This window comes from Vibrio sp. KUL70 (assembly GCF_059725515.1).
The window spans coordinates 22,262-49,017 of record NZ_AP045835.1 but is presented as its reverse complement, the minus strand read 5'-3'; the positions used below and the strand labels follow the sequence as shown (position 1 = coordinate 49,017).

Sequence of the window (26,756 nt, the reverse complement as noted above, 5' to 3'; positions counted from 1 at the left end):
GATTTATCTGTATGAATTAACGCTTTGCTTGTGACGATTAAACAAACATTATCATTTATTACATTAAGCTTTTTCGTTTCAGCAACGGCTTTCGCTGATTCGTTGCCTGAGCGTATTGATCACTTTACTGATTTATTTGTTCATGAAACGGCGATCGAATCCTATGACATTCGCGTGCTACAAGCCGATTACCCAACCAGCTTAATCATGCCGTCAGATATGCTGCCTCAAACAGCGAAGTACCCGTTGAGGGATATTCAAAGGCTTTACCAATTATCAAAAACGTGTAGTGGAAAATTACCACTTAGTCCTCTTATCACCGAGCCTTTGGTATTTACGCGAGCTATGTGTAAAGGTACTGAGCTGTCAGAGAGATGGTTTAGTCGTAGTGGTTTGATTCATCCCGGAGGCGGTTCATACGCTGCGCGCTATGTAGAGCAGTACCCTGAAAAGTTTGAATCATTAAAGCGATTCATGCACATTCAAGAGCGACCAAATGAAGATCATGATGAACTTTTGACTCGCTTAAAGAACATGAATAGCGAAGCAATTACGGCATTGTTGGCTGGCGCGAGCATGTTTGTGGAGCTCGATGAGCTTTGGCTTAAGCGTGGTGATCGATATTATTTGTATCAGAAACCGGTTTGGACTGAGAATGCGCAAATAGCTGGGCTTTCATATCGCCTATCCGACGAAGATAACAGCTGTTTTGTTCAGCGAGGTAACATCTGTTGGGAGATAGAGGATCACTCAGAGCTTCTACAGATAGCAATGATCATTCTAGTGGTTGCCAACATTCTACTGGTTATTGGATGGTCTATCTATCGCTGGAATGTACGCAAACAAGAGATGAAGAGTCGTATGTTAGTCTTGCAGATTCTAACCCACGAACTACGAACGCCTATTGCGAGCTTGTCTCTGACGGTCGAAGGTTTTAGGAGAGAGTTTGAACACCTTCCTGAAACGGTATATGACGAATTTAGAAGACTGTGTGAAGATACACGTCGATTGAGGCAGCTTGCCGAAGCGAGTAAAGATTACCTACAGTCTGACAATCAACCTCTCGCCACAGAGTGGGTGCCGAGCGTGCAAGAGTGGTTGGAATTTAAAATTGAAGAAGAGTTTGGCCCTGACATCAAACTTGTCATAAACCAAGATATCGCTGCGAAAGTAAACGTATATTGGTTAGGAACTTGTATCGATAACTTAATCAGAAACGCGGTTAAGTACGGAGTTCCCCCAGTTACACTTGATCTTACGACTTCTGACAAGAAGCTGACATTCAAAGTGATAGATAATGGAGACTTGACCCGCAAAGACTGGGGGCAGTTACGAAAACCGTTTGTGAGTAAAAGCGGTCTTGGTTTAGGTCTAACAATAGTTGAATCTATGGTTGGGAAAATGGGTGGACACATGACGCTTATCGGCCCCCCGACAACATTTATTTTGGAGATACCTTGTGAAACAGACATTGCTTCTCGTTGAAGATGATAAAAACTTAGCTGATGGCCTTCTAGTTAGCTTAGAGCAAGCTGGATATGAATGTTTGCATGCAGAGCGCATCTCTGAAGTTGAAGGCTACTGGGAACAGGCCGATCTGGTTATCCTAGACCGTCAACTTCCTGATGGTGACTCGGTAGATTCTCTGCCGGGTTGGAAAAAGAAGAAAGATATCCCAGTTATTCTGTTAACAGCACTTGTTACGGTAAAAGACAAAGTGGCTGGTTTAGATTCAGGCGCGAATGATTATCTGACAAAACCTTTCGCAGAAGCCGAGTTATTTGCGCGTATACGAGCACAGTTACGCTTACCGGATGCAGAAGAACAAGACAGCTCTAAAGTTGTCGCACAAGATCTAATGATCGACAAAGCGACGCGTGAAGTTTTTTTTAAAGATCAAGAAGTAACACTGACCCGTACGGAGTTTGATTTACTGCTGTTTTTAGCTAGCAATCTAGGGCGTGTATTCACGCGTGATGAATTGCTTGATCACGTGTGGGGATACAATCACTTCCCAACAACTCGAACTGTTGATACGCACGTACTTCAGCTTCGTCAGAAATTACCGGGCTTAGAAATTGAAACTCTACGTGGCGTTGGCTACAAGATGAAAGCGTAACAATGAAACGAAAAGCACTTCCACTACTGCTTGTGGCACTGACCAGTCTCCCTAGCTCGGCAACTGAGTGGTTTACTGATAGTAATGCACTTACACAGGTACATAAGCATATTTTAAATGACGACCTTACCTTGATGTTTGAGTCATTGGTGGAAGTGTGGCAAAGCAATACCTCTAAGATACAAGAGAAGCACCTTAACGAACTATTCAATCAGGCGTTAAATAAAGACTGTGGCAAGACGTTAACCAAGACTACTCTGCCTGATTGGATAAGTTCAGTTGTTATTAAGCGACACATGATTCAAAGCCCCGGACGAGATACATTTCGTTTGGTGATTGATTTAGAGTCTAATGAAAACATCCAAAACATATCACTAGACAAGTGGGTGGATAAGACACTGTCTTCTGATAGCGAGATGACGAAGAGCCCTAAGGTCATTGAGAGCAGTGGTGCTTATCTATACAACAAACGCTACAACTTATCGTCACCAGTACAGTCTGGGCTATATCGCTTAAGCGTAAAAGTTGAAGATGGCGTAACCTGGAGTACTTGGATCATCTTTGGTGAGGTAAAGCTTAAACAGCAAGTACGCTGGGCATCTAAAGACTCCTGGCGCATCGACAAAAAAGAGCTTTTAAATCCCTATTGTCCGCTACCACGTCTAGAAGTAGGGCTCTATGATTATGTCGACGAACAGTATGAACGTGTTTGGGGTAAAAGCTACGAGTCAGACTATCCAATGCAACTTAAGGAACAGGATATACCAAGTGATCGCTACGTTCTGGCCGTATCAATGGCACACGCGCGTTGGCAAGGCGATATAACCATCGAACAGACACAAACGATAAGTAAAACGTATGATATTTCTAGCGAGGAAGAGTTAAAGTAAATTACAATCATGCCGATAACAATGTAAAGGACTTAACAAAGAACTATCAGCATGAACAAAACGACAAAACTACTCGCAACGTCAATAGCCTTAGCTAGCCTTCCTGCTACTGCAGCAAACTATGCCATCGAAGCTCGCGGAGACGCTATGGGTGGTGTAGGTGTTGTATCAGCTAACTTCTTAACAGCCCCATTTTATAATCCCGCTTTAGTTGCTATTTATCGTCGTAATGATGATTTTGGTATGATTACTCCGAGTTTTGGTGTTAACTATAACGATCCGAATAACCTAGTTGATGATGTCGATAATTTGGCTGACAGAATTAGTGATGGGTCAGTAACAAACGCTGATATAGATGCTTTAACTGGAGATAAACTTAAGTTTGATATTGGAGGGGTCGTAGCCTTTGCTCTCCCTAATCAGTACATTGCTGCAAACGCATTCGCTAAAGCTTACACAGAGTCATTTGTTACTCCTGATACATATACAGCTAATGCTAACGCTATAACAAATGCAGAATTGACCGCGGTGAAAGCTGTATCTATCGGAATAGCAGAAGCCGGCATTTCATTAGCAAAGTACCAAACATTTCTAGGCCATCATTTTTCGTTTGGTGTATCTCCTAAACTACAACGAATCTATACCTATAACTATATAGCAACGGCTTCTAGTTACGATCTCGGTGATGTCCGTGAAAATGAAACAGCCGAAACCACGTTTAATATCGACGCGGGTGCTTTATGGTTTTATGGCCCATTTCGAGTAGGTTTCTCTGCGACCAATATCATTGACCGTGATATTGAAACTAAAGCGGTAACCCAACAACTTACAGCAAAAGACGGTACGACTAGAGACATTACATCAAACCACTCATACAAGCTTGGACCTGTATACACCGTAGGTGCGGGTATTGTGGCTGACTATTTCACATTGAGCGTTGATTACGATATCAATGAAGCTGAAAAGTTCTCAAGTTTTGATGACAACGAACAGATGATTCGTGTCGGTACTGAAGTGGACATTTTACGTCAACTGAAGCTGAGAGGAGGGTACTATAAGAACCTAGCTTACTCTGGCTCAGAAGGTACGATTACAGCGGGTATCGGACTATCTCCTTTAAACCTATTCCAGCTTGATATTAGTGCTAACTACACCAACGAAAACGCAATGGGCGCTTCTATCAATTTCCTTGCTAGTTACTAATTGTGTCGATATAGTTCAGCTCCAAAGAAAAAGGAGCTGAACATGTTAGACGATTTACCAACACTGACTCACGAAGAACAACAAGCTGCTGTTGAGAGAATTCAAGAACTCATGACCAAGGGCGTTAGTACAGCGGAAGCTATCAAAATCGTAGCTCAACAAATTCGAGAAGAATCAGAAACTAAAGAGTAGGGCATTGAGCCCTTCTTTTTTGGCTATTAACGCACTATAACTAAATTGTTTCTAGCTAGTTCGACAATACGTTATCCTCATAAATATCAACAATATCCTGCCAAACTATCCCATATCACTTTAATTATCAATATTATATCGTAGAACAAATCACTGAGAAAATCTGCCCGCTAAAGATATAATGTAAGAAAATTACATTTCACTGTTCAGGGTTCCATGAGCATGGTTATGGTTCAAGTTGTTTAGCGTCAACTTTAATGTCAGTATGCAAAGGCAGTGTGTTTAACTAATTTAAGCCTCTGTTTTTTATGGTGTATTAGTATTGTTTATCATGGTGTCAATTATTCTTACCCTAAATAGAGGGAGGGGTTATTGTTATACCACCTGATTTGGAAAGTCTTTTGGACATGAAATTCTGAACTACTTTAATGGGCAGAATAATAGAAAGTTATCGACCCAATTATTTACTTGATAAGCGTAGTACCGGCCCAGATATAGAACCCTAGTTTTCACTGATATAGATGTCTTTTAGTTACGTTGTGACGTTCATTGGATGGTAAGAACTGTTTACTTTCAGAAAGTTAACAGTGCAGATATAGATGATCTGCAATTCCAAAGACTAAAAACAACAACACATAGATATCGCTAAATCGACGGATACCATTAAGTCACAACGTAACTTAATGTAGGGTTTCAAAACTTGAGGGGATATTGGGGGATTGATTCGCTCATTATTCTTTAACTAAGGGGGCTGCGGTTGAGGTATGCTGTGAGCGCGCACGGTGACTATTTGTTAGGTTACTAATTAGTTCTTTTCTTAGAACTCTTACCATCTGTTGTTCACGGTACTCTTTCGTATCTTTGAAGTCTCTACCAATGTAGCGGTCAAATAATTGTTCAAGTGCAAGAGTCGTATCATTAGTGATCATGACGCTCAAGTCACCAAAGGTCATCAAACCCTCTCTAGTCCTGGTGACTTCGTGCATGACATCGACAAGTTCTTGTCCGCTAATATTCTTCGCATAATTCTTTATATAGCAAAGCTCATCTTCGAAATTAGCTATCGCTTGCTGATAGAGTTGACCCTCAAGGTCGTCGAAGAAGTCGGTCACTCGCTTAAATCGAGCTGGAGCTAATTTGTAACCAACAAAACCTGTTTTTGGAGCAAACGCAAGAACACCAACATTGGCAAATTCAGAAGTTTCTGCGAACGGCATAAAGCGAACAATCGCGAATTGTAATGCTACTTTCATGATTTGCTGTAGAGCTCTAACTTATCCTTGCGGGGCGACACTATGCTTGAGCAACTTCGTTGGTGCTAGGTCCTTCTATGCCAAAAAGTGACTTCTCTAGCTCAAAATAGTCATAACTCTTTTTAACCTTGAAATGCTTGATTTCAACACCCGCAGACGCAGCTGCCAAATCAACAAGTTTATCTCGCTCTTTTCGGTCTTGGCGGCTATGAGTTGAGTCATCTAACTCAATGAGCACTTTTATCTCAAGAGTTAAGGGGTCACAGAGAACGAAGTCGACATGTTTCTTTGAAATTGCGTTGAAAGCTCTCCACCAATCACCTTTGTTGTAGGTTCCTTTCCTAGGCGCTATCACGTCTGCTATGCGAACCTTTGAAAAAACGGTGTACTTTCCTTTGGTCACGATAACCAAAGCTTGATAAAAGCTGAGCTCATTAGCAGTACAAAGCTTTTTGATAGGCTGATATTGATAGTGGTTAGTCGAACTATCATTAGGTTTATTTGCGCCATTCAGTGACGATTTAAGAAATTTTACTATCAAGGCGAGAGCAAAGAAGATCGCAGCAAGTATGATAATTGATGCATCCATATATTTAATCCAGTAGGCTAGTGTATGGATGCATGTTATCAGTCAGATTTTTGTGTGAAAAACATCAATAATAGAAAGTCACGAACATGTAATCAAACGGCCCGTTGCATCATCGATGAAGACCAGTAGGAGTAGGCAACACTTATCGCTGCGACCTTCGAACCAATCATGGTGTGAGCCATCAATCTGAATGAGTTCACCGAGACAGTCCCGTCGATAACGAGGCTGATATACTCGAGGTTTACGCTTGCTATGAGGTACCCATAAACCGTCAGCGATCATCCATTGTCGCAGAGTCTCAAGTGATACCGAGACGTTATGGAGCTCTTGGAGTTTTTCGTGGGCTAGCGTTGGTCCGAAATCAGAATAGTACTGATGAATGAGTTCTAATGCCTGCAGCTTGACGCTTTCATTGACACGATTTGAAGACGGCTTACCTCGATTTCCATGTGCCAGAGAAGCTGCGCCTTGTTGAATGAAACGAGTAATGAGCCGTTGGAGTTGTCGATAACTTAAATTCAATAACTTTAAAGCGTCGCGTCGGCTTAGGTTATGGTCTAAGACATCTTGGATTACCGTCAGTCTTTGTAATTCACGGTCGTTCATAGTAATTAGCATCCTCAAACCTCCAAGGAAATGTAGGACATTTTCGCTTTGTTATAACACCACAGGTGCGTATTATCTCCGGTTATGTCAAATGAAATCAGTTACATAGCTTGTACTGTAGTATACGAACCCTTTCATTATGAAAGGGTATTGTATGCACCACCGAAAGATGACAAAGAATTACATTTTTCGTGAATACAAGTGTGGTTTAACCAGAGAAGAAACCGCAGATTTATGTTTTAAAACCGTGAGGACTGTCACAGGTTGGGACGAAGGGAAAACCATACCGCCAGAGTGTAAAAGGCTTATGAGAATGGCAAAAGGTCGAGAACTATCAAACTCAGACGACTGGAAGCAATTCAAAATGCACAATGGCGGCTTAGAACTACCAACTGGTAAGACGGTCACTGCACAACAAATTATGGCAGGGATAGCACTATTGGAGATCCAATCAGAAATTGAACTTAAAACTTCAACCTACCTAATCAAAACCGCAAGAGCGTTAGCCCGAATAATCCAAAAGTAAAATAGACCCCGTGAGGGGTCTTTTTTTAAAGACGGTTTCGCAAGTGCTGATAGGTAGGTCGAATTTACCCCCGTGATACAACACGGGGGCTAACGTCTCGCGCTTCGTTGGGACCCTCCCGACGAAACGGGTCCCTCCCAACGAAGCGCAGGACGAAGCTCAGTTAAAACACGATGTTAGATTAATGGGTTGCAGTAGCAGAACGCCCCACTGATGCGGCAAGGCTCTGCAAGGGGGCTTAGCACGAAAGGGGGGGAGGCTATCCAAATTCAGTAGGGTAAGCTAACCGCGCCATTTGAATAATACGGTAAACCTAAGTTCTGAGAGTGGCTTGGTGCCTCGCTTGCACTTCGTGCGTTGCTTATCCCTGCGGGGCTTATAACAATAACAAATAAAGCTTCGATAAAAATAGAAATGAGCCTGAGAGTAGTTTTAAGAGGCATTAATCTCAACCCTTTACTACTATAAAGATTTCAATTAAAACCCCTTAACGCGCTTCTGGTAAAGCTTTTGATTTGTCAACATGAAATAAATGTAAGTTAGAGTTTATTTATGTGATTGGTATCTCATGCGCAAAATGTCAAGACTTGACTTTTAATTATTTTTTTAAATCAACTTTCTCACCAAAATATCTTAGAACGTCACAGCCTTACCAAAATCAAAAGGGTCATGCTTTGTCTCTTCGTTGTTGGGTTCAACACATGTCAAAATCTTTTCAGAATCACCCCAAGTCACACTATACACGCAGTCAGCCAAAACTTTAAAGCCGTAGCCCAACTCTATTAGCTCAAACTGACTGAAAGTGAACAGCTTGCTCTGGTTCTGATGCACCTCAATGTAGATACGTACAAAAGAGTTTTGAAAATCGACCAGATTCTTGCTGATATCTTTCCAAGCAGTCTGACGAGAGTAGCCCGTTACCGATAATTCAAATTCACCCAGAGGACCAAAACCCTTATCGCGCTTTGCGGGTTTCGTCGTGTTATCTGGCACACCGTCAGGAACAGAGACCTGGGCAGGGTCAGCAACGTTTGATTGTTGAGGCACTATCTCAGGTTCTGGTTCATCACCCGTCCAAGCGTAGATGTTAAAAATGAGACCGGATATAAGAAGTAAGCCACCCATCCAAAAAGGCCAGCGATGCCATATTGGTTTAATGTCGTTACTCATGGCCTCTGCCACGCTGCCGCTACTTTGAGTGTGAGACTGATAGAAAGGGAAGAATGACTTTTTGTACTTGCGCTGCTCTTCGTTGACAACCTCTGTCGTGGCACCAATTCGCACTTTTTTGGTGTACGTGTTCTTACTGCCAAATGCGGTATTCTTCGCGCAGTAGTAAGTCATTTCCACCATATCGCGAACATCTTTATGAATCTTCCTCAGATTCTGAGTCAGCAATATAATGTCAATACCGTAGTGACCATGAAGTGAATAGAACTCCAAAATTTTACTGTCTAACTGCCTGTTGGGTAACACCATATGCGCTTCATCAATGACGAATAGAGGCCCTTTGTTGTCAGCGTCTCGCCAATCGCTCTGGTAATCTTCAAGCTTTGAAAAGGGTCTATCCATTGAGCCATATTCATTTAGCTTGCCGTCAACAACTTCTATGAGTTCAAGCACATGGTTACCAAAAACTTTTTGGAAATAGGGCACATTTAAAGTGACGTTGGTAACGACTTTTCGACCTGCCTTAATAGCAGGGATAATATGATAGGCCACACTCTCATAGCTTTTACCGCTACGTGGTCGGCCTGCAATGCAATAAATCATTATGACCCCAACCTTGTGAATGGAATTAACTGTAGAATCATGCGAATGGCGATAGCAGAAATGATAAGGCTTAGGCACTGAGGCAAACCCACCGCACCCATGACCCAAGCTACGTTGGGTGGGATAGACTCTAAATACTGACTAACGTCCACAGGCTCAAATGCAGAAACAGCCCAAGACAATCCCTTGTTCACGACAGACATGAATTCTTCAACAATCCAAAAGACCATATCTTTCAACATGTCGACAAGGCTTATAACAAGTCGATAGAGAAACTCTAAGAGCCGATTAAACAGCGAGATGATCCAATCCATAGGTTATCCTCCAAAGATAATTTGACGACAATAGAACGCGGTCGATGCTAAGAAGATGAAACGGAGAAAGCCAAATATCCAATCTAAATCGATGTAGTCATCAAATGAAAAGTAGCCATAGAAAGGAACGGGCAAACCGAAGTCAGGACGCTTGGCACCACTTAAATCAATCTCACCAAAGCTAGACACAAAAGGGTCAACTACCGACGTTTTCATCTCTTGAAGTTGAGCGGTAACAATGCTGTCTAAACCACCGTCATAACTGGATTGATAGAACCCCTGACAACTGGAGGATTCAATGCAGGAGCCACCCGTTCCAGCCGATGAAGTATCAACATCTTTTAACAGTTCACCGATATCGCTAACCCCCTCAGTTAATCCGTCGACTTTTCCCGAAAGGCCATCAATACTGGTTTGAACCCCAGACAAATCGATACTGGATGAACCGCCAGAGACAGAACCTATTTGTTCACTCAGTTGGTCGATTTTCGCACCAAGCTCTCGATTGACGGCATAAGCAGCATCATCAGCAACACTGGATAGCATTCTTGTTTGAAGCTCTTGTTGAGCAGCCACACCATTTAAATCAGAAATGATTTTGTCAAAACCATCGCCATAACCATCAACTCTTTGCTGAACTTGCTTTAATATTTTTTGGTTAGCGTTAGCTTTAGCTGCGTTCTTAAGCTGTGTCTTTTGTTGGGCAGTCAATCCACCGCCAGAAACTTCAAGATTGTTGATTGCAGACAGGATGTCATCGCGTTCATCTTTAGATTGATTATAAGATCTCTCAACCTCAGCTTTCACATTATATATATCTCCACCTAGTCTACTGACGTTGCCAACCAAATCGTTAAGTTGAATATCAACGTCAGCAAACTGTTGGTCGACATCTTCAAATTCGCGACGAATCAAAGAAGAGTTATCAACACCACCATCGATGTTATTAATAGCGCGTTCTATATCTTGTAGCTCTTTTCGAGTTTCAAACTCTTGAAACGTCATCGTATGGCGTAGGTTCTCAAGTGTCCTTGTAAACTGCTTACTCGTATTGCCCTCAGCCATATGATTAATAATTCGCGTTAAATCTCGATTGGCATTAGCCAGACTCCAAATAGCTGTATTGGTACTATGGCAATCAGGGTCTTCAACATTACAATTTATAACCTCAGGTCGACTTTCTTTGTACAAATCAAAAAAAGGATCAAGTTTGTCAGGTATCCCGTTATTATCCGAATCAAGGTCTACGTTATCGTTAAGAGTGGGATTAGGGTCAACACCATTGACAAGCCCATCACCGTCCCAGTCTTCATCATTGTCAGGTATACCGTTGTTATTCAAATCGTCAGGGTTAGCCGTATCACTACCACAATTAAAAATATCGGTATCGGCGTAGTTCCAACTTGCCGTACAGTATGAATCAGGTCGGGGCGGATTATCGTCGCAGATAATACTTCCATCAGGAAGCAAAGAGCGACTTGGTGGTGTATCAGAGCAGAGCTTCACCTTAAGCTGAGCATACGGGCCACCGTAAGTGACGTCAGCGGATAGAACAGGCGCAGAACAAAGCAAAGCTAATAGAATTAGAGATGTGTTTTTCATAAAACAACCTATAAAAAAAGGAGCCGAAGCCCCTTTAACATTAACCTTGAAAATTCTGAGCAGCTAGAAAACCGGACAAGCCACCCAAAAGAGCAAAGACCATAAGAATCAGGTCATGTATGGCAACCAACATACTCAGAAATTCCCATCAGTTAAGCGGACTTAACAGCACGCTTGGCAAGACCAATAGCCTTATACGCCATTGTGATACCAACGATTGCGACACCCGCAGCACCTACTTTAGTTGCCACATCAGCGAAGTCCACAGCAGCCCAAATAGTTTCCATAATTCAATTCCTTATAACAATCTAATTAACTTAATCGCCATTTTGACGACATATGACATCGCGAAGCCACTAACAAACACCAGTGAGAAAGCCCCACCGAAAGCCGCAGTAGCTTCGATTGCAGTAACCTGAGTGAACCCCATCAAATATTCATAATCACTAGCTGTAATCACAATGACCCCAGAGCAGGACTCAACTGACGTTTCAACTAAAGCTAGAAATCCATTGTCATTTGGTAAAGCGCACTTAGGCATAACAATTCCGTTTAAATTTACTTCTTAAGTGATGCATCGAAATGCTTTTGAATGTCCGCATCAGCAGGGACAAGCTGAGTGACCAAGATATCTAGCGGGTCATCTGGGTTAGCACCGAAGTTCAATTCGTATTCACGATTGGGAACGAATGCGCGTGTGCGGATGAGCTCACGTGCGTAGTTCACATCAATTTTCAATGCTTGTTTGTTGTAGGGAATATCCGTAGAAAAACCGATACCCGTTTGTTGAAACTTCTCGTTGTCCACTTCTTCCACACCGCGAAGCACAGCCAGTTCTGCGAACTCCATACCAGACTTAGGAAAACGCTTAATTGAGATACCCGTTATTGTAGGCATATTGTTGACTCCAAAATTTCAATTTTCTTTTTCGTGTATTCGTCAGGAACCCCCAACGAGGTTTCAAAGTTGGCACGTCTGTGATGAGTCGGAATCAGCATCCCGAATGCTTCACCCAAGTCACCCTCAGTCATTGCAACGATTTCAGATAGCGCCTTACCACATTGACGACGAACCCAAGCGATACGAGCGAAGAACTCTAGACCTTCTTTCTTCTTGTTCAGCTCAAGTTTCATTGGTTCAGCTGGGTCGATACTGGCCGCGAAGTCACAGATACCCGCGAACGCAGAAGCGGGCGAGGCGAGGAGTGACAAATCACACTTCTTCAACTCCACTTCATTGCGGTACCAAATCACTTCTGGGTCAGTAATGTTTTGCTCAAACTTCTTGTTATAGATTCGCCAGTACACCGTTGACGTACGAGAGCCAACCAATACCGCTTCTTCTGATAACTCGCCAGATTGAGAAACGCGCTTATGAGGAACCATTGTCGGACCACGACCACGAGAAGCAGTGCGAAATGCTCCCTCATAAAAACATTTCTCTGCATACTTACAGTCAAAAATTCCGGTGTAGTCATCCACACACAAATCAAGACGGGCGAGGCGAGTGATACCCAAAAGCGATAACCACCAATGCACCTTTTTGTGTGAGATAAACTCAAACAACTTCGAACAACCCGTGCCATTGATTTGGACAAACACTGTGTTGTTATTGCCACCGATTCCCACCAAGCCACATTCAACCGTTCCCGTTGAATCGTAAATCACCATTGAGTCTTCATACCCATGTAGGCCACGGCCACGCATCGGAGACAAACGGAAGTTAAACACCTTAGCCATGAACTCATCGAACCTATGCGCTAAAACCTTGCTGCATTTGTTACGATGTAACTCCATAGATTTTTCTATCGCTTGAGGTGAATTAAAGCTGCCATTAACGCTGACTTTCTTAAACTCAGGGAACTGCAAGTTGATAAAGTCTTGGTCATTTGAGTTATCTAACAGACGTAACGCGCTGTAAGAAAACGAGAAAGCCAAGTGGTCAACTTGTACCGGACGAATTTCATCGTGGTACTTATGAGGTTTTTTAGATGGCATGAAAAACCCCCTTAACCAAAAGTTCCTGATAGTTGTCGTCAGTAATCTCAACAACTTGGAACGAAGTCATACCGTAATGAGTCATCAAAAACTGGTAAAACTCATAAGGCGTTTTGAAGAACTCATGACCCCAAGTGAAGTAAGCATTGATGCCATGGCTCGGTTCGTTATCGAAGTAGATTGAATCCATGGTCTTAAGCCTCTGATGACTCAAGCTTGAGGTTTACTGCATCGATTAAACGACGAGTCATTTCACAGTCAGCTGTTGCGCGGTGAGCTCTTAAATCAGAAACGTTGATGCTTTGTTGTAGGCATGCGTTGGATAAGGATTGCCATTTGTAATCATCGTGTTCATTCAATTCACCATAGAACTCAGCATACCAATGCATGACACAGTGAGTCTTACGACCAATGGTTTGGAGAAACGAGCGGAAAGCTTCAACTGATTCAGACGAAGCACCAGAGTATCGGAATGATTGGAACAAAAGGCGTAAGTCAAAAGACTCGTTGTAAATCAGCAAAGCATCGCAATCAGAAAGCAACGATTCGAGCGTTGATTTGATTTCAGAGAAAGTCGGGCGCCCAGCAACATCTAATGAAGTAATCCCGTGAATAGCGGAAGCATCTGAAGGAATTGGTTTCACTGGATCAACTAAAGAGTTGAACAAGACTTTTCCAGACTCAGCACAAATTAGAGAAACCTCGACAACTTCAGCAAATCTGTCTAGGCCAGTGGTTTCAGTATCTAAGATAACAGCGTTGTGAGTGTTGAGCTTTTTCATAAAACCACCTTGACTGATTATTGTGAGTTGGGATGACCATCTAAGCCGAGCTGTAAGCGTCAAGGGCGAACAGCCCAGACCTAGACAGTCAAAAGAGAGCCCGAATAACCAGAGAGTCAAAAAAAGGCGAAACGGGCTTAATTCCGATTTCTGTTAACTCTAATTAACGGAAATCGGAATTACAAGTAAACAAAAAACGGAACTAATGAGCTAAAATGACAAAAATGGAGGTGTATTTATGTACCAAGAAAAAATATTAAATGCCTACAAAGAGGCTCAAAATTATGTACAAGATAAGCAGATTGCACATGACTTAGGTATTACACCTCAGAAAATATGCAAAATAAGAACTGGAGAACGCTATCTAACTGAAACAGAAGCACTTTTCCTAGCCGAAAAGATAGGTTTATCAGAAGAAGAAGTTTTAGTGTACTTAGCCGCTGACCGCAGTAAAAATTATAAGGCTCAGATGGCTTGGAAGAACATTGCAAAAAAGTTTGACGGGCTAGGTTTATCAGGAATATCAATGGCTTGCGGCAGTTTTACTCTCTGGATGCTGCAAGCCAAGGAACAATTAATTGGGTGCGTATTATCTATCTTATGTTAAATATGGTTTGTGATTTATAAGGCAGGACTCTGTTGGATGCCCTGCCTTATCTTATTCGCACACTTAGTGCATGATATGTGAGTTATTTAACCGAAACGCTTATTTACCATAAAATAGCTAATATCTAATGATAATAATCTTCGATTCTTAACTTTAATATTAGCTGGATTAACCGCCGGCCAATTTAACTTTTAGGCCTTTTTTCTCAAGATGTGCTTTGATTTTATCTCGAGCATCACCTTGAATCTCTATGTTGCCGTCTTTTACTGAGCCGCCACAACCGCAGACTTTTTTAAGTTCCGCAGCCATTAATTTAAGTGGCGCGTCATCTAGGTCTAAACCTGTTACAACTGAAACACCTTTGCCTTTACGACCTTTAGTTTCGCGTTGAATTCGAACAATACCGTCACCCTTGGGACGCTCGACTTTTTCTTCCTCAGGCTTAATACGACCTGTTTCTGTGGAATACACTAAACTCATAGTTTTTTACTTCTTTTGTTGTTGCTGCGCTTTTTGCTTTGCTACCAAGTAAGCTTCGATATGGCGCTGTATAGCAGTTTTCGCCCCTTTAATAAGACGACCGTTAAACATGCAGTACCAAGCGTTAGGCTCACCCGTATCGTTCTTAATTTGATAGCCATTAAAGTTTTCTGCTTGGCCACCTGAACCTGCTCGAGGTTTGTTTAATGAAGTGAACTCTTTTGGATCAATGATAGATGCAGTGTCAATCCACCAATCGATGCTCTTCTTCAAAGCGGTCAAGTTACCTTGAATTGCGTGATTTTTTAATTTTGCACGCCAAATAGTATTCGTCGCATCTGTAGATTGCAGATGAACTCCTCGATAAATCGAATTAGCCATATCTATGAATCATCTTTCTGTTTTCACTACACTAATCATAAGTGTACTATTAATGATATCAAGCATAATCTAACAAAAACACGTAACTAGGTACGGTAAATTGAGAAAAAAAGTTCCGGTTTTGACCGACCCTTCACAAGTTAATTTCTTTGTTAATAAACTCAATAACGAGGCTTCGCTCGATGTTATAGATGAGTTGACTGACAATCAATATTCTCGAAATTCTTTGTTGGGAATTTTATCGGATTGGAATCGATATTTATCATTTTGTCTTAAATATCATATTAATACTTTACCCGCCTCCGTCACGGCTATTCGTAGATTTCTTGAAACAGAGGCCAAAGAACGTAAGTTTTCGTCTCTAAAACGTTACACTGCAACTTTGTCATTGTTACATACTGTTTTAGGATTCCCTAACCCAATAAAACACAAGCAAGTAAGATTTACTTTAGTTCAGCTGCAGATTTCGAAATCAGGCGATGCGAAACAGACTAATGCTTTGACTCATCATCATCTGAAACAGCTCAACAATGCTTTAGCAAAACCCAATGCACCGTTTAAAGACATCCGTGATCTAGCTGTTTACAACGTGATGTTTGAATGCGCGTTAAAACGCTCAGAGCTAAAAAATTTAAAAGTAAGTCATATCTCAATGAAAGACGACACTAGTTGTGTCCATTTAGCGGACTCAACATATCAACTCTCGGAAGTGGCTAATCGCCACCTACAACGTTGGGTTGAAATAAGCGACTCATTTGATGACCAGCCTTTGTTCCGTTCCATAGATCGACACGGTCATATCCATAACCAACCTCTAGACGATTCATCTATCTATAGAATCGTAAGACGCGCTAGCGATCTACTTGGGTTGACTGGAAGTCTTAGTTTTTCTGGTAACTCTATCCGCGTGGGTGCAACGCAAGAGTTGGCGAAACAAGGAATGACTATCCGAGATATTCAGGATTTTGGCCGTTGGATGAGTCCCGTTATGCCAGCGCAATACTTGGGACAGTTGACTAAATCGGAAGAAGGGAAAATGGTCTTTAAAGAGATCATTCCGTGGCAGTCATAACACTGCCACGGGAAAGTCGTATTTTATTTAAGGCTAGAGCGTACACAGTTTTCAAGAAATGCGCTGAATGCGTGACCGTTGTGCTCGACCATCTTCGGGAACATCGAAATAGGTGTCATACCGGGAAAAGTATTCACCTCATTGAGATAAATTTCATTATCTTCTGTTAGGAAGAAATCGATTCGGGACAGATGACGAAGTTTCATTTGAGTAAATACTTTGCGAGCGTCGTTATCGATCTGCTTTAATTGCTCTTGAGTTAAATTCGTTGCTTCAACTTCCGTCGTTGAATGGCTGTCTGCTCCGTACTTTTCCTCATATGTATAAAATGCACCATTGGGAGCAATTACTTCACCTGGCTTACTAATGTAAAGTTCACCATTCATTTCATAAGCTGCAACCTCTAGCTCGCGGGGTACAACCGCTTTCTCTACTAACACTTGGTCAGAGAAGGTAAATGCTTTGTTCACGGCTTCTTCGAGTTGCTCACTTTCAGTCACTTTATAACAACCCACAGAAGACCCTTGTCTTGCTGCTTTAACAAACACTTTGCCCCACTTCTCAAATGCTTCTTTCGCAGCTGTGTGACTTTGTTCGTTATTGTCTGAAAGGAAAAGATACGGTGTATTCGCAATTCCTAGCGCGTCATACCACAACTTTGATGTGATTTTATTGAAACTGTTATTACTTGCTTCTGAACCACAACCTAAGTACGGGATCTTAGCCATTTCAAACAGAGACTGGATATCACCAGTTTCACCTGGAAAACCATGAATACAAGGTGCAATAAAGTCAATTTTCATTTGCTCTTTTTCGCCACACAGCATTTGGTTATTGATATCTAGGTAAACCAAGTCGCCCGAATCGAGACACCACCCTTCACTTTTGATTTCGACACGTACAACATTGAAATCTTCAATACTGTTAAGCTGTTCGAAAAGATAGCCAGCTGATACTAACGATACTTCATGCTCTGATGAGCCGCCACCGCACAGAAGAAGGATATTTGTGGTGTTCATTATTTTTTCGGTCCTTGAGAACTCGGTTTACTTTCACTCAATGATAAACAAATCGAGTGAGAGTTTCAGTATTTTGAAGGTGAAAGTGTTGATATCAAGCTTAAACGTCTAACTATTGCTCTAATACAACGATAGAAGAAAAGAAGGAGCCTAAGGCTCCCTCTCTAAATGATCAGTTAAGCTTATTCAATGTAGGATATGCTGAGTTCTTGATCTCGTCGATACTTTTAACAAACGGTTTCAAGTTTTGGAAACTCTTTGGAAGCGTTGAGATAGCGTGTTTCGCTTCAGCTTTTGTTGCGTAGTCACCGTAAAGAACCGTGAACCATTTGGTTCCATTCACTACCTTGTAGTTCTCCCAAACAGGTTGCGATGTTGTTGGTAGTTGATTCACAAAAGAATCCACTTTGCTTTGACTGCCCACAGCCACGACTTGAACTGTATAACCAAAACGTTGGTTCATTTGCTGCTTCTTAGAAGGACCTTTCACTGTAGCCACTGGTTTTACGGCTGTTGTCTGAGTAACTTTTTGTTTAACAGGTTCAGTTTTAACAACGTTTACAGTTACGTTTTCTTCGCTAACGCCTGAGCCCATTTGGTCTGATTTGGAAACGACCGGAGCTTCAACTTGCGCAGTTTTGTACTCTTCTTGATAACTTTCTGAAGTCACATCCGTAATGTAGTTTTCGGATACACACGCAGCCAACAGAAGTGGCAGAGTCGCAATTGCAATTTTTTTCATGGAAAGCTCAACGTCCTTAATAAATAACTACTATAAATCATGCCGATAGCTCGGTATAGAATCAAGTTAACTTTAATATTATACACAATTTACGGGTGACCTATTTCACAAACTTAATCGCATATCGCATACATGATCTAATTTCGGTGAAATTCCCATCAACCTGGTTATGAAAAGTACGCTAGGATGATGGTGTGTTTATCTAAAGGAAGTATTATGAACCCACTCGACTCGTTACTGAAACCTCGTTCGATTGCTGTCATCGGAGCGTCAAAGCGAGAGTCTAGAGCTGGCTACATCGTAATGAACAACTTACTTCATGGTGATTTCAAAGGCGCAGTCATGCCAGTGACACCCAAATACGATTCGGTCGCTGGTGTTCTCTCTTATAAAAGTGTTTCACAACTTCCTATTACGCCTGATTTAGCCATTCTCTGTACTCACGCCTCACGCAATATTCAGCTTTTCAAAGATATAGCCAACAAAGGCATTCGTTCGGTGATTGTTCTTTCGTCTGATATGCACCAACTAACGTCAGATGGCACCACAATTGAGTGCGAGTGTTTAAAGATTGCAAAAGAGAATCACATTCGAGTTTTGGGTCCGAACAGCTTGGGAATCATACTTCCTTGGATAAACCTCAATGCATCATTTTCTCCAGTTTCAGCACTCCCTGGAAAAATAGCCTTCGTTTCACAATCTGCAGCTGTGTGTACCACAATTTTAGACTGGGCGAATGACAAAGAAATCGGGTTTTCTGCCTTCATTTCTATAGGCAATGGTGGCGACATCGACTTTTCAGAGCTACTTGATTACCTGAGTACCGATTCTCATACAGAAGCAATCTTGCTTTATATCGATACTATTAAAGATGCACGTCGCTTCATTTCAGCAGCGCGAGCGGCTTCGCGTAACCGAAGAATATTAGTGTTGAAGGGCGGTAGAACCGAGCGCGGACGCGCGGCGGCAATGGCTCATACTGGTGGCACTGATACTCTCGATATTATTTATGATTCAGCAATTCGACGTAGCGGCATGCTGCGCGTTAAGAACATGCATGAATTGTTCGCTGCCGTAGAAACATTGACGCATTCAGTTCCACTTCGAGGTGAACGTCTTGCCATTGTGACAAACGGTGGTGGTCCAGCGATAATGGCAGTTGATACTTTATTCGAACGAGGTGGCAAACTGGCCGAATTGTCGGAAAGTACTTATCAAAAACTCAATCAGCAATTGCCTGAAAGTTGGTCTCACAGCAACCCAATTGACATTGTAGGTGATGCTGGTGAACAACGTTATATCGACGCCATTAATACCCTACTAGACGGAGATGAAGCTGATGCGATTTTGATTATGCATAGCCCTTCAGCCATTGCACATTCGGCGCGAACGGCGGAAAAAATCATTGAAGCGATCAAACAACATCCAAGGCATAAACATTTCAACATATTGACGAACTGGTCTGGCGAACTTACAGCGAAGCCAGCACGGAAGCTCTTTACCGATGCAGGAATCCCAACCTACCGCACTCCGGAAAGTTCAATTGTTGCGTTTATGCACTTGGTGGAATACAGACGCAACCAGCGACAGCTAATGGAGACCCCAACAACAGCAGAAAAAGTTCACATTGATGATCTGGCGGATGCGAAAAATTGGATAAACACACAACTACTGGATAAAGATACAGTGGTTCTTGATACTCACCAAAATAGCCAATATTTTAAGCACTTCAACTTAGATGTATTGCCCACTTGGATAGCCTCTGACCCTAGCGAAGCGGTACATATTGCAGAAACAATTGGTTACCCAGTTGCTGTTAAGCTTCGTTCTCCTGACATCCCACATAAATCAGATGTACAAGGCGTCATGTTGAATCTAAGGAATAGCAACGAAGTTGCCAACGCTGCACAAGCGATACTCGATCGTACGCAACTCTCCTACCCAACCGCAAATATCCACGGGTTGTTGATTCAGGGTATGGCAAAGCTTGCCGGCGGACAGGAGCTTAGAATTAAAGTCACAACTGATGAAACATTCGGACCAATCATTTTATTGGGGCAAGGTGGCTCTGAATGGGATGAATCATTAGACGCCGCGGCAGCCTTTCCGCCACTCAATATGACACTTGCCCGCTATTTGATTATAAGAGCCATTAAGAGCGAGAAAATTCGTTTACAGAAACTCCCGAACCCTATCGACATTGAAGGACTATCAGAGCTCTTAGTCCGAATATCTCAAATGGTGGTCGACTGCCCTGAAATAAAGGAACTGGATATACATCCAGTATTGGCTAATGGCGATAAATTTACCATTTTAGATGCAGATATTACGTTAGAACGTTACGAAGGGGACGCACAAGAAAGGTTGGCGATTCGCCCCTATCCTGTGGAGCTCGAAGAGACTATTACATTAAAAGACGGCTCGACGGCCTTATTAAGGCCTATCCTACCTGAAGATGAACCAATACACGCCGACTTTATCAGCCGAGTAACTAAAGAGGATCTCTATAAACGCTTCTTCAGTGACGTAGGAGAATTTAATCACGAAGCGCTCGCCAACCTCACTCAAATTGATTTTGATAGAGAGATAGCTTTTGTAGTGATCAGAAAAGAACAAGGCGAACCATGCATCATTGGCGTATCAAGAGCATTGATCAATCCAGAAAACACCGATGCCGAGTTTGCGATATTAATACGCTCTGACTTGAAAGGCGTAGGATTAGGTAAAGTATTGATGAAGAAAATTATCGACTACTGTCAGTCGAAACAAACCAAACAGATCTCTGGGATGACAATGCCGACAAATCGAGGCATGTTAATGCTCGCCAAGAAAATGGGGTTCACACTGGACATCAGTTTTGAAGATGGCACGGCTGACATGGTATTACCCCTCCAGCCGTAATCGATAAAGTGAGTCAGATGACGTGACATTTTGAATGTTACTTAAGTGGCCAAGTCTTTTTTAGATGTTGAATGCACCAGGACTTGGCATCCCCCATTTTGTTTCGTCGCCATGCGATGACAATATCCATACTCTGTTTTTCCGTGCCTGCAATTTGTTTAATCGCGCCACTCTCAATAAGAGGTTGAGCTACAACTGCTGGCAGTGTTCCAATCCCCAAGCCTGAGGTGATCGCTTCCACCTTTGCAGCAAAGTTGGTTACTGTCATTCTTGGTTGACGCTCAAGGATATTGACACTTATAGCCGGCTTGTCACGGGCAGTATCAGCGATCGCTATTACCCTGTAACTTTCTCTAGCCTTCTGATCGAACTCACCAGCACGCTTGTGTACATAGTGATCCGTTGACGCCACCCACATCATATCAAGCTTACCAATGACCTCACTCTTCATTTCATGCGGTACTGCTTCCATCTTAGGGCAAATCAACAAATCGGCACGATCTTCAATTAAAGACTCCCAACACCCCGCCAGAATTTCCTCTTGCAGTTTCACACGAGTCTTACTGATCTTTCCAAGTTCATCAATGAGTGGAAAAAAATTGGATACCGGTAGAATGCCGTCAAATGCAATTGTCAGGTCTAGCTCCCAACCATTCGCTAGGATAGTGGCTTCCTTAACTAGCCTCTCTGTCGCACCTAAAATAACTCTGCCTTGCTCTAAAATAAGCTGCCCAGCTTCTGTAAAGTTCGCGCGGTGACCAGAACGATCAAAGATCATGATGTCCAAATCCTGTTCAAGCTTTTGAATTTGATAGCTTAAAGACGACGGTGCCCTATCAAGCTCGTTAGCAGCAGCTGCAAAACTGCCGCGACGACTGATGGCATCTAAAATGTGTAATGCCTCTAAAGTGATTGGACTTTGCAAATTACACCTCTTTTCAGAAAGTGACTCATGTCACATAAAATAAAATCAAACTGAACTATTGATAATTTCAATAACACATCTAATTACATGTTTTAAAAAGAATTTTATACCGACGTATTGGCTGTGTAAATATTTCCATTTCATCAAATAACAATGATAACAATAGTAATTCTCATTTAGATCCAATAGCATGACATTCGCCCAAGCAACCTACTATGGATTTAAGGTTTCAAATCAATGTATAAAAAGTCACTATTGTCAGCTTCCATTATTTTAGCTGTATCCCCTGCTCTTCATGCAGAAGAATATTCACTTTTTGATGAAGTTGTTGTTTCCGCAACAAGAACTGAACAAGATAAAGAAGATGTTTCTAGCTCTATTGAAACAGTTTCATCGAAAGATATTGATAATCAAATGTCTTCGGACGTAAAGAAAGCTCTACAGTACACACCTGGCGTGGACGCAAATGGTAGCGGTCGATTCGGGATCTCTGGCTTTAACATCCGTGGTGTCGAAGGCGACCGAGTCAAGATGATGATCGATGGTGTACGGCAGCCTACACCATACAATCCAGGTGCAACTGAGCAGAGAAAATATTCAAATGCTATCGAAATTGATACTCTACAAATTATTGAAGTAAACAAAGGTCCTGCCTCTACCCTTTATGGTTCTGATGCAATCGGTGGTGCTGTGATGCTTCGAACGAAAAGCCCTGAAGACATGTTACGTACTGAGGGTGATGAACATCGCTTTGGAATTAAATCTAGTTACACATCTGCTGACGAACAGTTCAAAAACACTTTATCTTGGGCAATGCGTAAAGGTAAGCTAGAAACTTTAGTGATGGCAACATATGCGCAAGGCAGCGAGACTGAAACGCACTCTTCGGGCTCTGATATTGAAGGTCCAGATCGCGGAGCAGCTAACCCAGCAGATACTGAGTTAAGTAACTTCCTAGGCAAGGCATTCTACAATGTGTCTGATTCTAATAGAATCGGCTTGACCATTGAGAATTACAACCGCCAATACGATGAAGATGAACTCAATTATAATGGTTATTCGATCATGCCCGGGTTCACATACACAGATAACTTCAACGAAGATACAAACAAAAGATTCCGTGCAACTGTAGAGCAGCAGGTTGAGATCAATACTTTTATTGCCGATTCTCTCGATTGGTCAGTTAGCTACCAAGATTCTAGCTCGTTAAGTAAGAACTATGATACTACACCTTCTAATGGCAGACGTATGCGCGAACGTGATGCTTCAGACGTAACGATGCAGTTTGATGCACAACTATCGAAGTTGGTTAACGTCAGCGGTTCTGATCATGAATTTACTTACGGATTTAGTTACCTAAAAAATGATTTCGAGCTAAAAAATACCGACTATAAATTCGACTTAGGTACTGTCACTCCGGGTAGTACAGGTATACCAGACGCGAAAATCACCCAATGGGGTGCATTTGTTCAAGACCAAGCGTTCCTTATGGAAGATCGTTTGATTCTAACTGCTGGTTTACGTTACGACTCTTTCGTTGCGGATCCATCAACGGATGAAGGCTTTACGACTGAATATGACAAGAACGAAAATGATGCGTTTACAGCTAAACTAGGATCTGTTTACCATATCAATGACAACTTGGCTGTATTTGGTCAAATTGGTCAAGGATTCAAAGCACCGACTGTTTACGATTTGTACTACTTCTACAACCAAGGTGCAATCATAGAAGCCAACCCTAATCTGAAAGCTGAGAAGAGTCTTTCTTATGAGTTAGGTCTTCGTGGTAAAAACGAGCATGCTCGCTTTGAACTATCTACTTTCTATACAGACTACACTGACTTCATTAACCAGACTAAGTCCGGCGAGCAAGGCGGTAAAGACGTCCTTACTAAAGAGAACTTAGATGAAGTGACAATCTACGGCGCTGAGCTATCTTCAACTATCAACTTGGATAGCTTAATTGACGCACCATTCGGAACTTACACTCGCCTAGCTGTTGCTTATGCAGACGGAGAAGACAAAACGACAGGTAAATCAATTGATTCTGTAGCACCATTAACAGGCACAGTTGGTTTAGGACTTGAAAGAGAAACTTTCGGTACAGCATTAAATGTGAAAATGGTTGCAGCAAAAGACGAGTGGCATAGCGAAGATAATAGAGATGCCGCTGGCTACACTCTTGTTGACGTAACGGCATATTACCGTCCAATCACTGACCTAACTCTTCGTGCTGGTTTGTTTAATGCTCTTGATAAGAAGTACTGGTTATACAGTGATCTATCTGGAAGTGCACATGATTCAAAGTTCAGCAAAGACTTTAAATCTCAACCAGGTCGTAACTGGGGTATCTCTGCAAACTACGAATTTTAATTCGTTTTACAAAGCTTAAAAGTACAAAAAAGCCAGCATATCTGCTGGCTTTTCATCATTTCACTCAAAATTGTAATAAAAAGGGGAAGTGAAATTACTTTTCTGCCATTTCTTTCTTAACCATAACAGCTGCAGCGACGATGAAAGTAACGATTAGGCCTAATTCCATGATTAACTCCGAACAAAATTAACATTAAAGATATATTTTGCGCGTATAGTAACACAATGAATGCGTAAAGATACTTTTTAACCACAAATTTACTTTTATTACGATTCAGATCAAAAAAGGCGCCCTAAGGCACCTTTTTGGTAAATAAATCGACCTAGTTTTATTAAATTAACCAGGAAAACCGTTAGGATTGTTAGACTGCCAACGCCACGTGTCTGCTGTCATTTCTGATAGTGTACGTGTTGCTTTCCATTCTAGCTCTTGCTCAGCTTTAGCAGGATCAGCCCAGCACTCAGCGATGTCTCCCGGACGACGTTCTACAAGTTTATAAGGCACTTCCTTACCACTTGCTTCTTCAAACGCCTTTACCATTTCTAGAACACTAGAACCGTTACCAGTTCCTAAATTATAGATATGAAGACCATCCTTTTTACCCACTTTTTCTAGTGCAGCAATGTGACCATCAGAAAGATCCATCACGTGGATGTAGTCACGCACGCCAGTGCCGTCTTTTGTTGGGTAATCGCTACCAAAAACAGATAGGAATTCACGACGCCCAACAGCAACCTGAGAAACAAATGGCATTAGGTTATTTGGAATCCCTTGTGGATCTTCACCCAGCTCGCCGCTTGGGTGTGAACCTACTGGGTTAAAGTAACGCAGTAGAGTGATGCTCCAATCGGGGTTGGCTTTTTGGAAATCTGTTAGACACTCTTCAACCATCAGCTTACTACGGCCATAAGGGTTGGTTGCGCTCGTTGGGAAATCTTCTGTAATAGGTACACTGGCTGGATCACCGTATACTGTCGCTGAAGAGCTGAATACTAAAGTTTTGACGTTCGCTTCGCGCATCGCATCTACAAGCACAAGGGTTCCGTTAACATTATTGTCATAGTATTCAAGCGGTTTCTCTACAGACTCACCAACTGCTTTAAGGCCCGCAAAGTGGATGACAGCTTCTATGTTATTCTGTTTTAGCGTCTCAATTAAAAGAGCTTTATCACGAATATCACCTTCAACAAAAACAGGCTTAACACCCGAAACTTTTTCAATACGTTCAAGCACACTTGGCTTACTATTATATAAATTGTCAAAGATGAATGGAGTCATCCCTGCTTTGATCATCTGAATACTTGTATGGCTGCCAATATAGCCCATACCGCCGGTTACTAAAACGTTCATGTTAAGCCCTGTTTTTATGTATATGTATATTGGCCTTATGTTACAACAAGTTATTCCCAAAATGTAGGCAAAACTAAAGCCAATACATGTATGATTAAGTTTAAAGCATAGCGGGTAAAGGCTTTGTTAAATTTGCTTTTTCTATTGATATTTAGCATTTAGGCACGATTGCCTTTTATATTTCGTTATAGACCATGTAACACGTTAAGTTAATGGAAGTTTGAATGTGATCACTGTTTAAATCAGCGATTTAGTGGAACGTCTAGAAGCACTAAAAATTAAGGATAATCTGTCTGTGACAACAAAAGTACTACTCAACTGCGATATGGGTGAAAGTTATGGTAGTTGGAAAATGGGTGACGACGAAGCCGTCATGGAGTGGGTAGATATGGCTAATGTAGCGTGTGGCTTTCATGCTTCAGATCCACACGTAATGTCGAAAACCATTAAACTTGCGAACCATTACAATACTAAGGTAGGCGCGCACCCCGGTTATCAAGATTTGGTAGGTTTTGGCCGCCGCTCTATTCCGCACTCGATGAAAGAGATCACGGAACTCGTCTGTTATCAAGTTGGTGCGTTAAAAGCCCTTTGCCAACATCATGGAAGCAAGTTGCATTATGTTAAGCCTCATGGCGCCTTGTATAATGACATGATGGCGAATACGCAAATCTTCAATGCAATCGCGGAAGCCGTTTCAGGGTTTGGAATCCCACTTATGATTCTCTCTACCGCCAATAATCAAAAATTCCTCGATATTGCAGACAATTATGACCTTCCACTTTTACTTGAAGCCTTTGCAGACCGTGCCTATCTCAATAATGGACAGCTCGCCCCACGCTCTGTGTCTGGTTCTGTATATACCCACCAAGATGATATTTATAACCAAGTCATGCAGATAGTAAACTATGGTTCTGTGACCACCATTGAGGGTGAGCGACTTGAAATTGAAGCGGATACAATTTGCGTTCATGGCGACAACCCTCAATCCATTGCTTTGATTAAGCGTATTAGCCAAGACATCAATGCACTTAGGTAGCACTTATTAATATCTCTATT

28 protein-coding genes and 1 pseudogene are annotated in these 26,756 nt (G+C 42.0%); 11 read left to right on the top strand and 18 right to left on the bottom strand.

The genetic code is table 11. The features are described from left to right. Positions 1–30: 30 nt before the first annotated feature. The 5 genes from vxrA to AC6I7V_RS14315 are packed head-to-tail and all read left to right on the top strand — an operon-like array spanning position 31 to position 4,404. A complete protein-coding gene (gene vxrA, locus AC6I7V_RS14335) occupies positions 31–1,485 on the top strand; it encodes a sensor histidine kinase VxrA (protein ID WP_255232761.1) in 1,455 nt (484 codons plus the stop codon). Continuing rightward, a complete protein-coding gene (gene vxrB / locus AC6I7V_RS14330) occupies positions 1,460–2,119 on the top strand; it encodes a response regulator transcription factor VxrB (protein ID WP_255232762.1) in 660 nt (219 codons plus the stop codon). The genes vxrA and vxrB overlap by 26 nt, the downstream gene beginning before the upstream one ends. Positions 2,120–2,121: 2 nt before the next feature. Further along, entirely contained in the window at positions 2,122–3,009 is an 888-nt protein-coding gene (locus AC6I7V_RS14325) for a DUF2861 family protein (protein WP_261883718.1), read from the top strand. Positions 3,010–3,060: 51 nt separating this feature from the next. Then, the gene (locus tag AC6I7V_RS14320) at positions 3,061–4,212 is read left to right on the top strand and encodes a conjugal transfer protein TraF (protein WP_498012043.1); all 1,152 of its coding nucleotides are present in this window, start codon (positions 3,061–3,063) and stop codon (positions 4,210–4,212) included. Between the two features lie 42 nt (positions 4,213–4,254). Then, the gene (locus AC6I7V_RS14315; RefSeq protein WP_255232765.1) at positions 4,255–4,404 is read left to right on the top strand and encodes a YoaH family protein; all 150 of its coding nucleotides are present in this window, start codon (positions 4,255–4,257) and stop codon (positions 4,402–4,404) included. A gap of 731 nt (positions 4,405–5,135) precedes the next feature. Here the strand turns inward: AC6I7V_RS14315 and AC6I7V_RS14310 are convergent. The 3 genes and pseudogenes from AC6I7V_RS14310 to AC6I7V_RS14300 form a co-directional block, all read right to left on the bottom strand. Further along, the gene (locus tag AC6I7V_RS14310) at positions 5,136–5,657 is read right to left on the bottom strand and encodes a DUF3037 domain-containing protein (protein ID WP_498012042.1); all 522 of its coding nucleotides are present in this window, start codon (positions 5,655–5,657) and stop codon (positions 5,136–5,138) included. A gap of 40 nt (positions 5,658–5,697) precedes the next feature. Further along, positions 5,698–6,246 (bottom strand): DUF2726 domain-containing protein, encoded by a 549-nt coding sequence (locus AC6I7V_RS14305; protein ID WP_498012041.1) that lies wholly within the window; start codon positions 6,244–6,246, stop codon positions 5,698–5,700. Between the two features lie 90 nt (positions 6,247–6,336). Continuing rightward, positions 6,337–6,852: pseudogene (locus AC6I7V_RS14300) on the bottom strand (helix-turn-helix domain-containing protein); the annotation flags it as partial. Positions 6,853–7,006: 154 nt separating this feature from the next. On the opposite strand from AC6I7V_RS14300, the gene AC6I7V_RS14295 reads away from it, so the two are divergent. Beyond that, positions 7,007–7,378, top strand: coding sequence for a regulator (locus AC6I7V_RS14295; protein ID WP_498012040.1), 372 nt, complete (start codon positions 7,007–7,009; stop codon positions 7,376–7,378). Between the two features lie 633 nt (positions 7,379–8,011). Here AC6I7V_RS14295 and AC6I7V_RS14290 read toward each other — a convergent pair. The 9 genes from AC6I7V_RS14290 to AC6I7V_RS14250 all read right to left on the bottom strand — a co-directional run bounded on the left by AC6I7V_RS14290 (position 8,012) and on the right by AC6I7V_RS14250 (position 13,846). Then, complete coding sequence (locus tag AC6I7V_RS14290; RefSeq protein WP_498012039.1) at positions 8,012–9,151, bottom strand: zonular occludens toxin domain-containing protein; 1,140 nt, start codon at positions 9,149–9,151, stop codon at positions 8,012–8,014. After that, positions 9,151–9,465: a DUF2523 family protein gene (locus AC6I7V_RS14285; protein ID WP_498012038.1), complete on the bottom strand. Its 315-nt coding sequence runs from the start codon at positions 9,463–9,465 to the stop codon at positions 9,151–9,153. The genes AC6I7V_RS14290 and AC6I7V_RS14285 overlap by 1 nt, the downstream gene beginning before the upstream one ends. A gap of 3 nt (positions 9,466–9,468) precedes the next feature. Then, positions 9,469–11,067: a hypothetical protein gene (locus AC6I7V_RS14280; protein WP_498012037.1), complete on the bottom strand. Its 1,599-nt coding sequence runs from the start codon at positions 11,065–11,067 to the stop codon at positions 9,469–9,471. 152 nt (positions 11,068–11,219) lie between these two features. Then, on the bottom strand, positions 11,220–11,354 hold the full coding sequence (locus tag AC6I7V_RS14275; RefSeq protein WP_446577752.1) for a hypothetical protein: 135 nt from the start codon (positions 11,352–11,354) through the stop codon (positions 11,220–11,222). A gap of 11 nt (positions 11,355–11,365) precedes the next feature. Further along, on the bottom strand, positions 11,366–11,608 hold the full coding sequence (locus tag AC6I7V_RS14270; protein WP_498012036.1) for a single-stranded DNA-binding protein: 243 nt from the start codon (positions 11,606–11,608) through the stop codon (positions 11,366–11,368). Positions 11,609–11,625: 17 nt separating this feature from the next. Beyond that, positions 11,626–11,964 (bottom strand): DUF1293 family protein, encoded by a 339-nt coding sequence (locus AC6I7V_RS14265; protein ID WP_498012035.1) that lies wholly within the window; start codon positions 11,962–11,964, stop codon positions 11,626–11,628. Beyond that, positions 11,952–13,064, bottom strand: coding sequence for a replication initiation factor domain-containing protein (locus tag AC6I7V_RS14260; RefSeq protein WP_498012034.1), 1,113 nt, complete (start codon positions 13,062–13,064; stop codon positions 11,952–11,954). The genes AC6I7V_RS14265 and AC6I7V_RS14260 overlap by 13 nt, the downstream gene beginning before the upstream one ends. Continuing rightward, positions 13,054–13,254, bottom strand: a complete 201-nt coding sequence (locus AC6I7V_RS14255; protein WP_150872394.1) for a hypothetical protein — start codon at positions 13,252–13,254, stop codon at positions 13,054–13,056. The genes AC6I7V_RS14260 and AC6I7V_RS14255 overlap by 11 nt, the downstream gene beginning before the upstream one ends. Before the next feature lie 4 nt (positions 13,255–13,258). After that, positions 13,259–13,846, bottom strand: coding sequence for a 3'-5' exonuclease (locus AC6I7V_RS14250; RefSeq protein ID WP_498012033.1), 588 nt, complete (start codon positions 13,844–13,846; stop codon positions 13,259–13,261). Between the two features lie 238 nt (positions 13,847–14,084). Here AC6I7V_RS14250 and AC6I7V_RS14245 point away from each other — a divergent pair, with 238 nt between their 5' ends. Then, positions 14,085–14,453 (top strand): DUF3693 domain-containing protein, encoded by a 369-nt coding sequence (locus AC6I7V_RS14245; RefSeq protein WP_498012032.1) that lies wholly within the window; start codon positions 14,085–14,087, stop codon positions 14,451–14,453. A 168-nt stretch (positions 14,454–14,621) separates the two neighbouring features. Here the strand turns inward: AC6I7V_RS14245 and yciH are convergent, their stop codons facing one another. Then, a complete protein-coding gene (gene yciH / locus AC6I7V_RS14240) occupies positions 14,622–14,933 on the bottom strand; it encodes a stress response translation initiation inhibitor YciH (RefSeq protein WP_032552543.1) in 312 nt (103 codons plus the stop codon). A 6-nt stretch (positions 14,934–14,939) separates the two neighbouring features. Further along, positions 14,940–15,314, bottom strand: a complete 375-nt coding sequence (locus tag AC6I7V_RS14235; RefSeq protein WP_255232766.1) for a DUF3319 domain-containing protein — start codon at positions 15,312–15,314, stop codon at positions 14,940–14,942. Between the two features lie 100 nt (positions 15,315–15,414). Between AC6I7V_RS14235 and AC6I7V_RS14230 the strand changes: the two genes are divergently transcribed. Beyond that, on the top strand, positions 15,415–16,386 hold the full coding sequence (locus AC6I7V_RS14230) for a tyrosine-type recombinase/integrase (protein WP_498012031.1): 972 nt from the start codon (positions 15,415–15,417) through the stop codon (positions 16,384–16,386). A 23-nt stretch (positions 16,387–16,409) separates the two neighbouring features. Here AC6I7V_RS14230 and AC6I7V_RS14225 read toward each other — a convergent pair whose 3' ends face one another. Next, a complete protein-coding gene (locus AC6I7V_RS14225) occupies positions 16,410–17,405 on the bottom strand; it encodes a D-alanine--D-alanine ligase (RefSeq protein ID WP_498012030.1) in 996 nt (331 codons plus the stop codon). 172 nt (positions 17,406–17,577) lie between these two features. Continuing rightward, entirely contained in the window at positions 17,578–18,147 is a 570-nt protein-coding gene (locus AC6I7V_RS14220) for an SPOR domain-containing protein (protein ID WP_255232769.1), read from the bottom strand. Positions 18,148–18,363: 216 nt separating this feature from the next. Between AC6I7V_RS14220 and AC6I7V_RS14215 the strand changes: the two genes are divergently transcribed. After that, positions 18,364–21,048, top strand: a complete 2,685-nt coding sequence (locus AC6I7V_RS14215) for a bifunctional acetate--CoA ligase family protein/GNAT family N-acetyltransferase (protein WP_498012029.1) — start codon at positions 18,364–18,366, stop codon at positions 21,046–21,048. Between the two features lie 37 nt (positions 21,049–21,085). Here AC6I7V_RS14215 and AC6I7V_RS14210 read toward each other — a convergent pair whose 3' ends face one another. Continuing rightward, positions 21,086–21,973 (bottom strand): LysR family transcriptional regulator, encoded by an 888-nt coding sequence (locus AC6I7V_RS14210; RefSeq protein ID WP_498012028.1) that lies wholly within the window; start codon positions 21,971–21,973, stop codon positions 21,086–21,088. 237 nt (positions 21,974–22,210) lie between these two features. On the opposite strand from AC6I7V_RS14210, the gene AC6I7V_RS14205 reads away from it, so the two are divergent. Next, positions 22,211–24,346 (top strand): TonB-dependent hemoglobin/transferrin/lactoferrin family receptor, encoded by a 2,136-nt coding sequence (locus tag AC6I7V_RS14205; RefSeq protein WP_498012027.1) that lies wholly within the window; start codon positions 22,211–22,213, stop codon positions 24,344–24,346. A gap of 337 nt (positions 24,347–24,683) precedes the next feature. On the opposite strand, the gene galE is transcribed toward AC6I7V_RS14205, so the two are convergent. After that, the gene (gene galE, locus AC6I7V_RS14200) at positions 24,684–25,697 is read right to left on the bottom strand and encodes a UDP-glucose 4-epimerase GalE (RefSeq protein WP_255232773.1); all 1,014 of its coding nucleotides are present in this window, start codon (positions 25,695–25,697) and stop codon (positions 24,684–24,686) included. A 295-nt stretch (positions 25,698–25,992) separates the two neighbouring features. Here galE and AC6I7V_RS14195 point away from each other — a divergent pair, with 295 nt between their 5' ends. Further along, positions 25,993–26,736 (top strand): 5-oxoprolinase subunit PxpA, encoded by a 744-nt coding sequence (locus AC6I7V_RS14195; protein WP_498012026.1) that lies wholly within the window; start codon positions 25,993–25,995, stop codon positions 26,734–26,736. Positions 26,737–26,756: the final 20 nt, after the last annotated feature.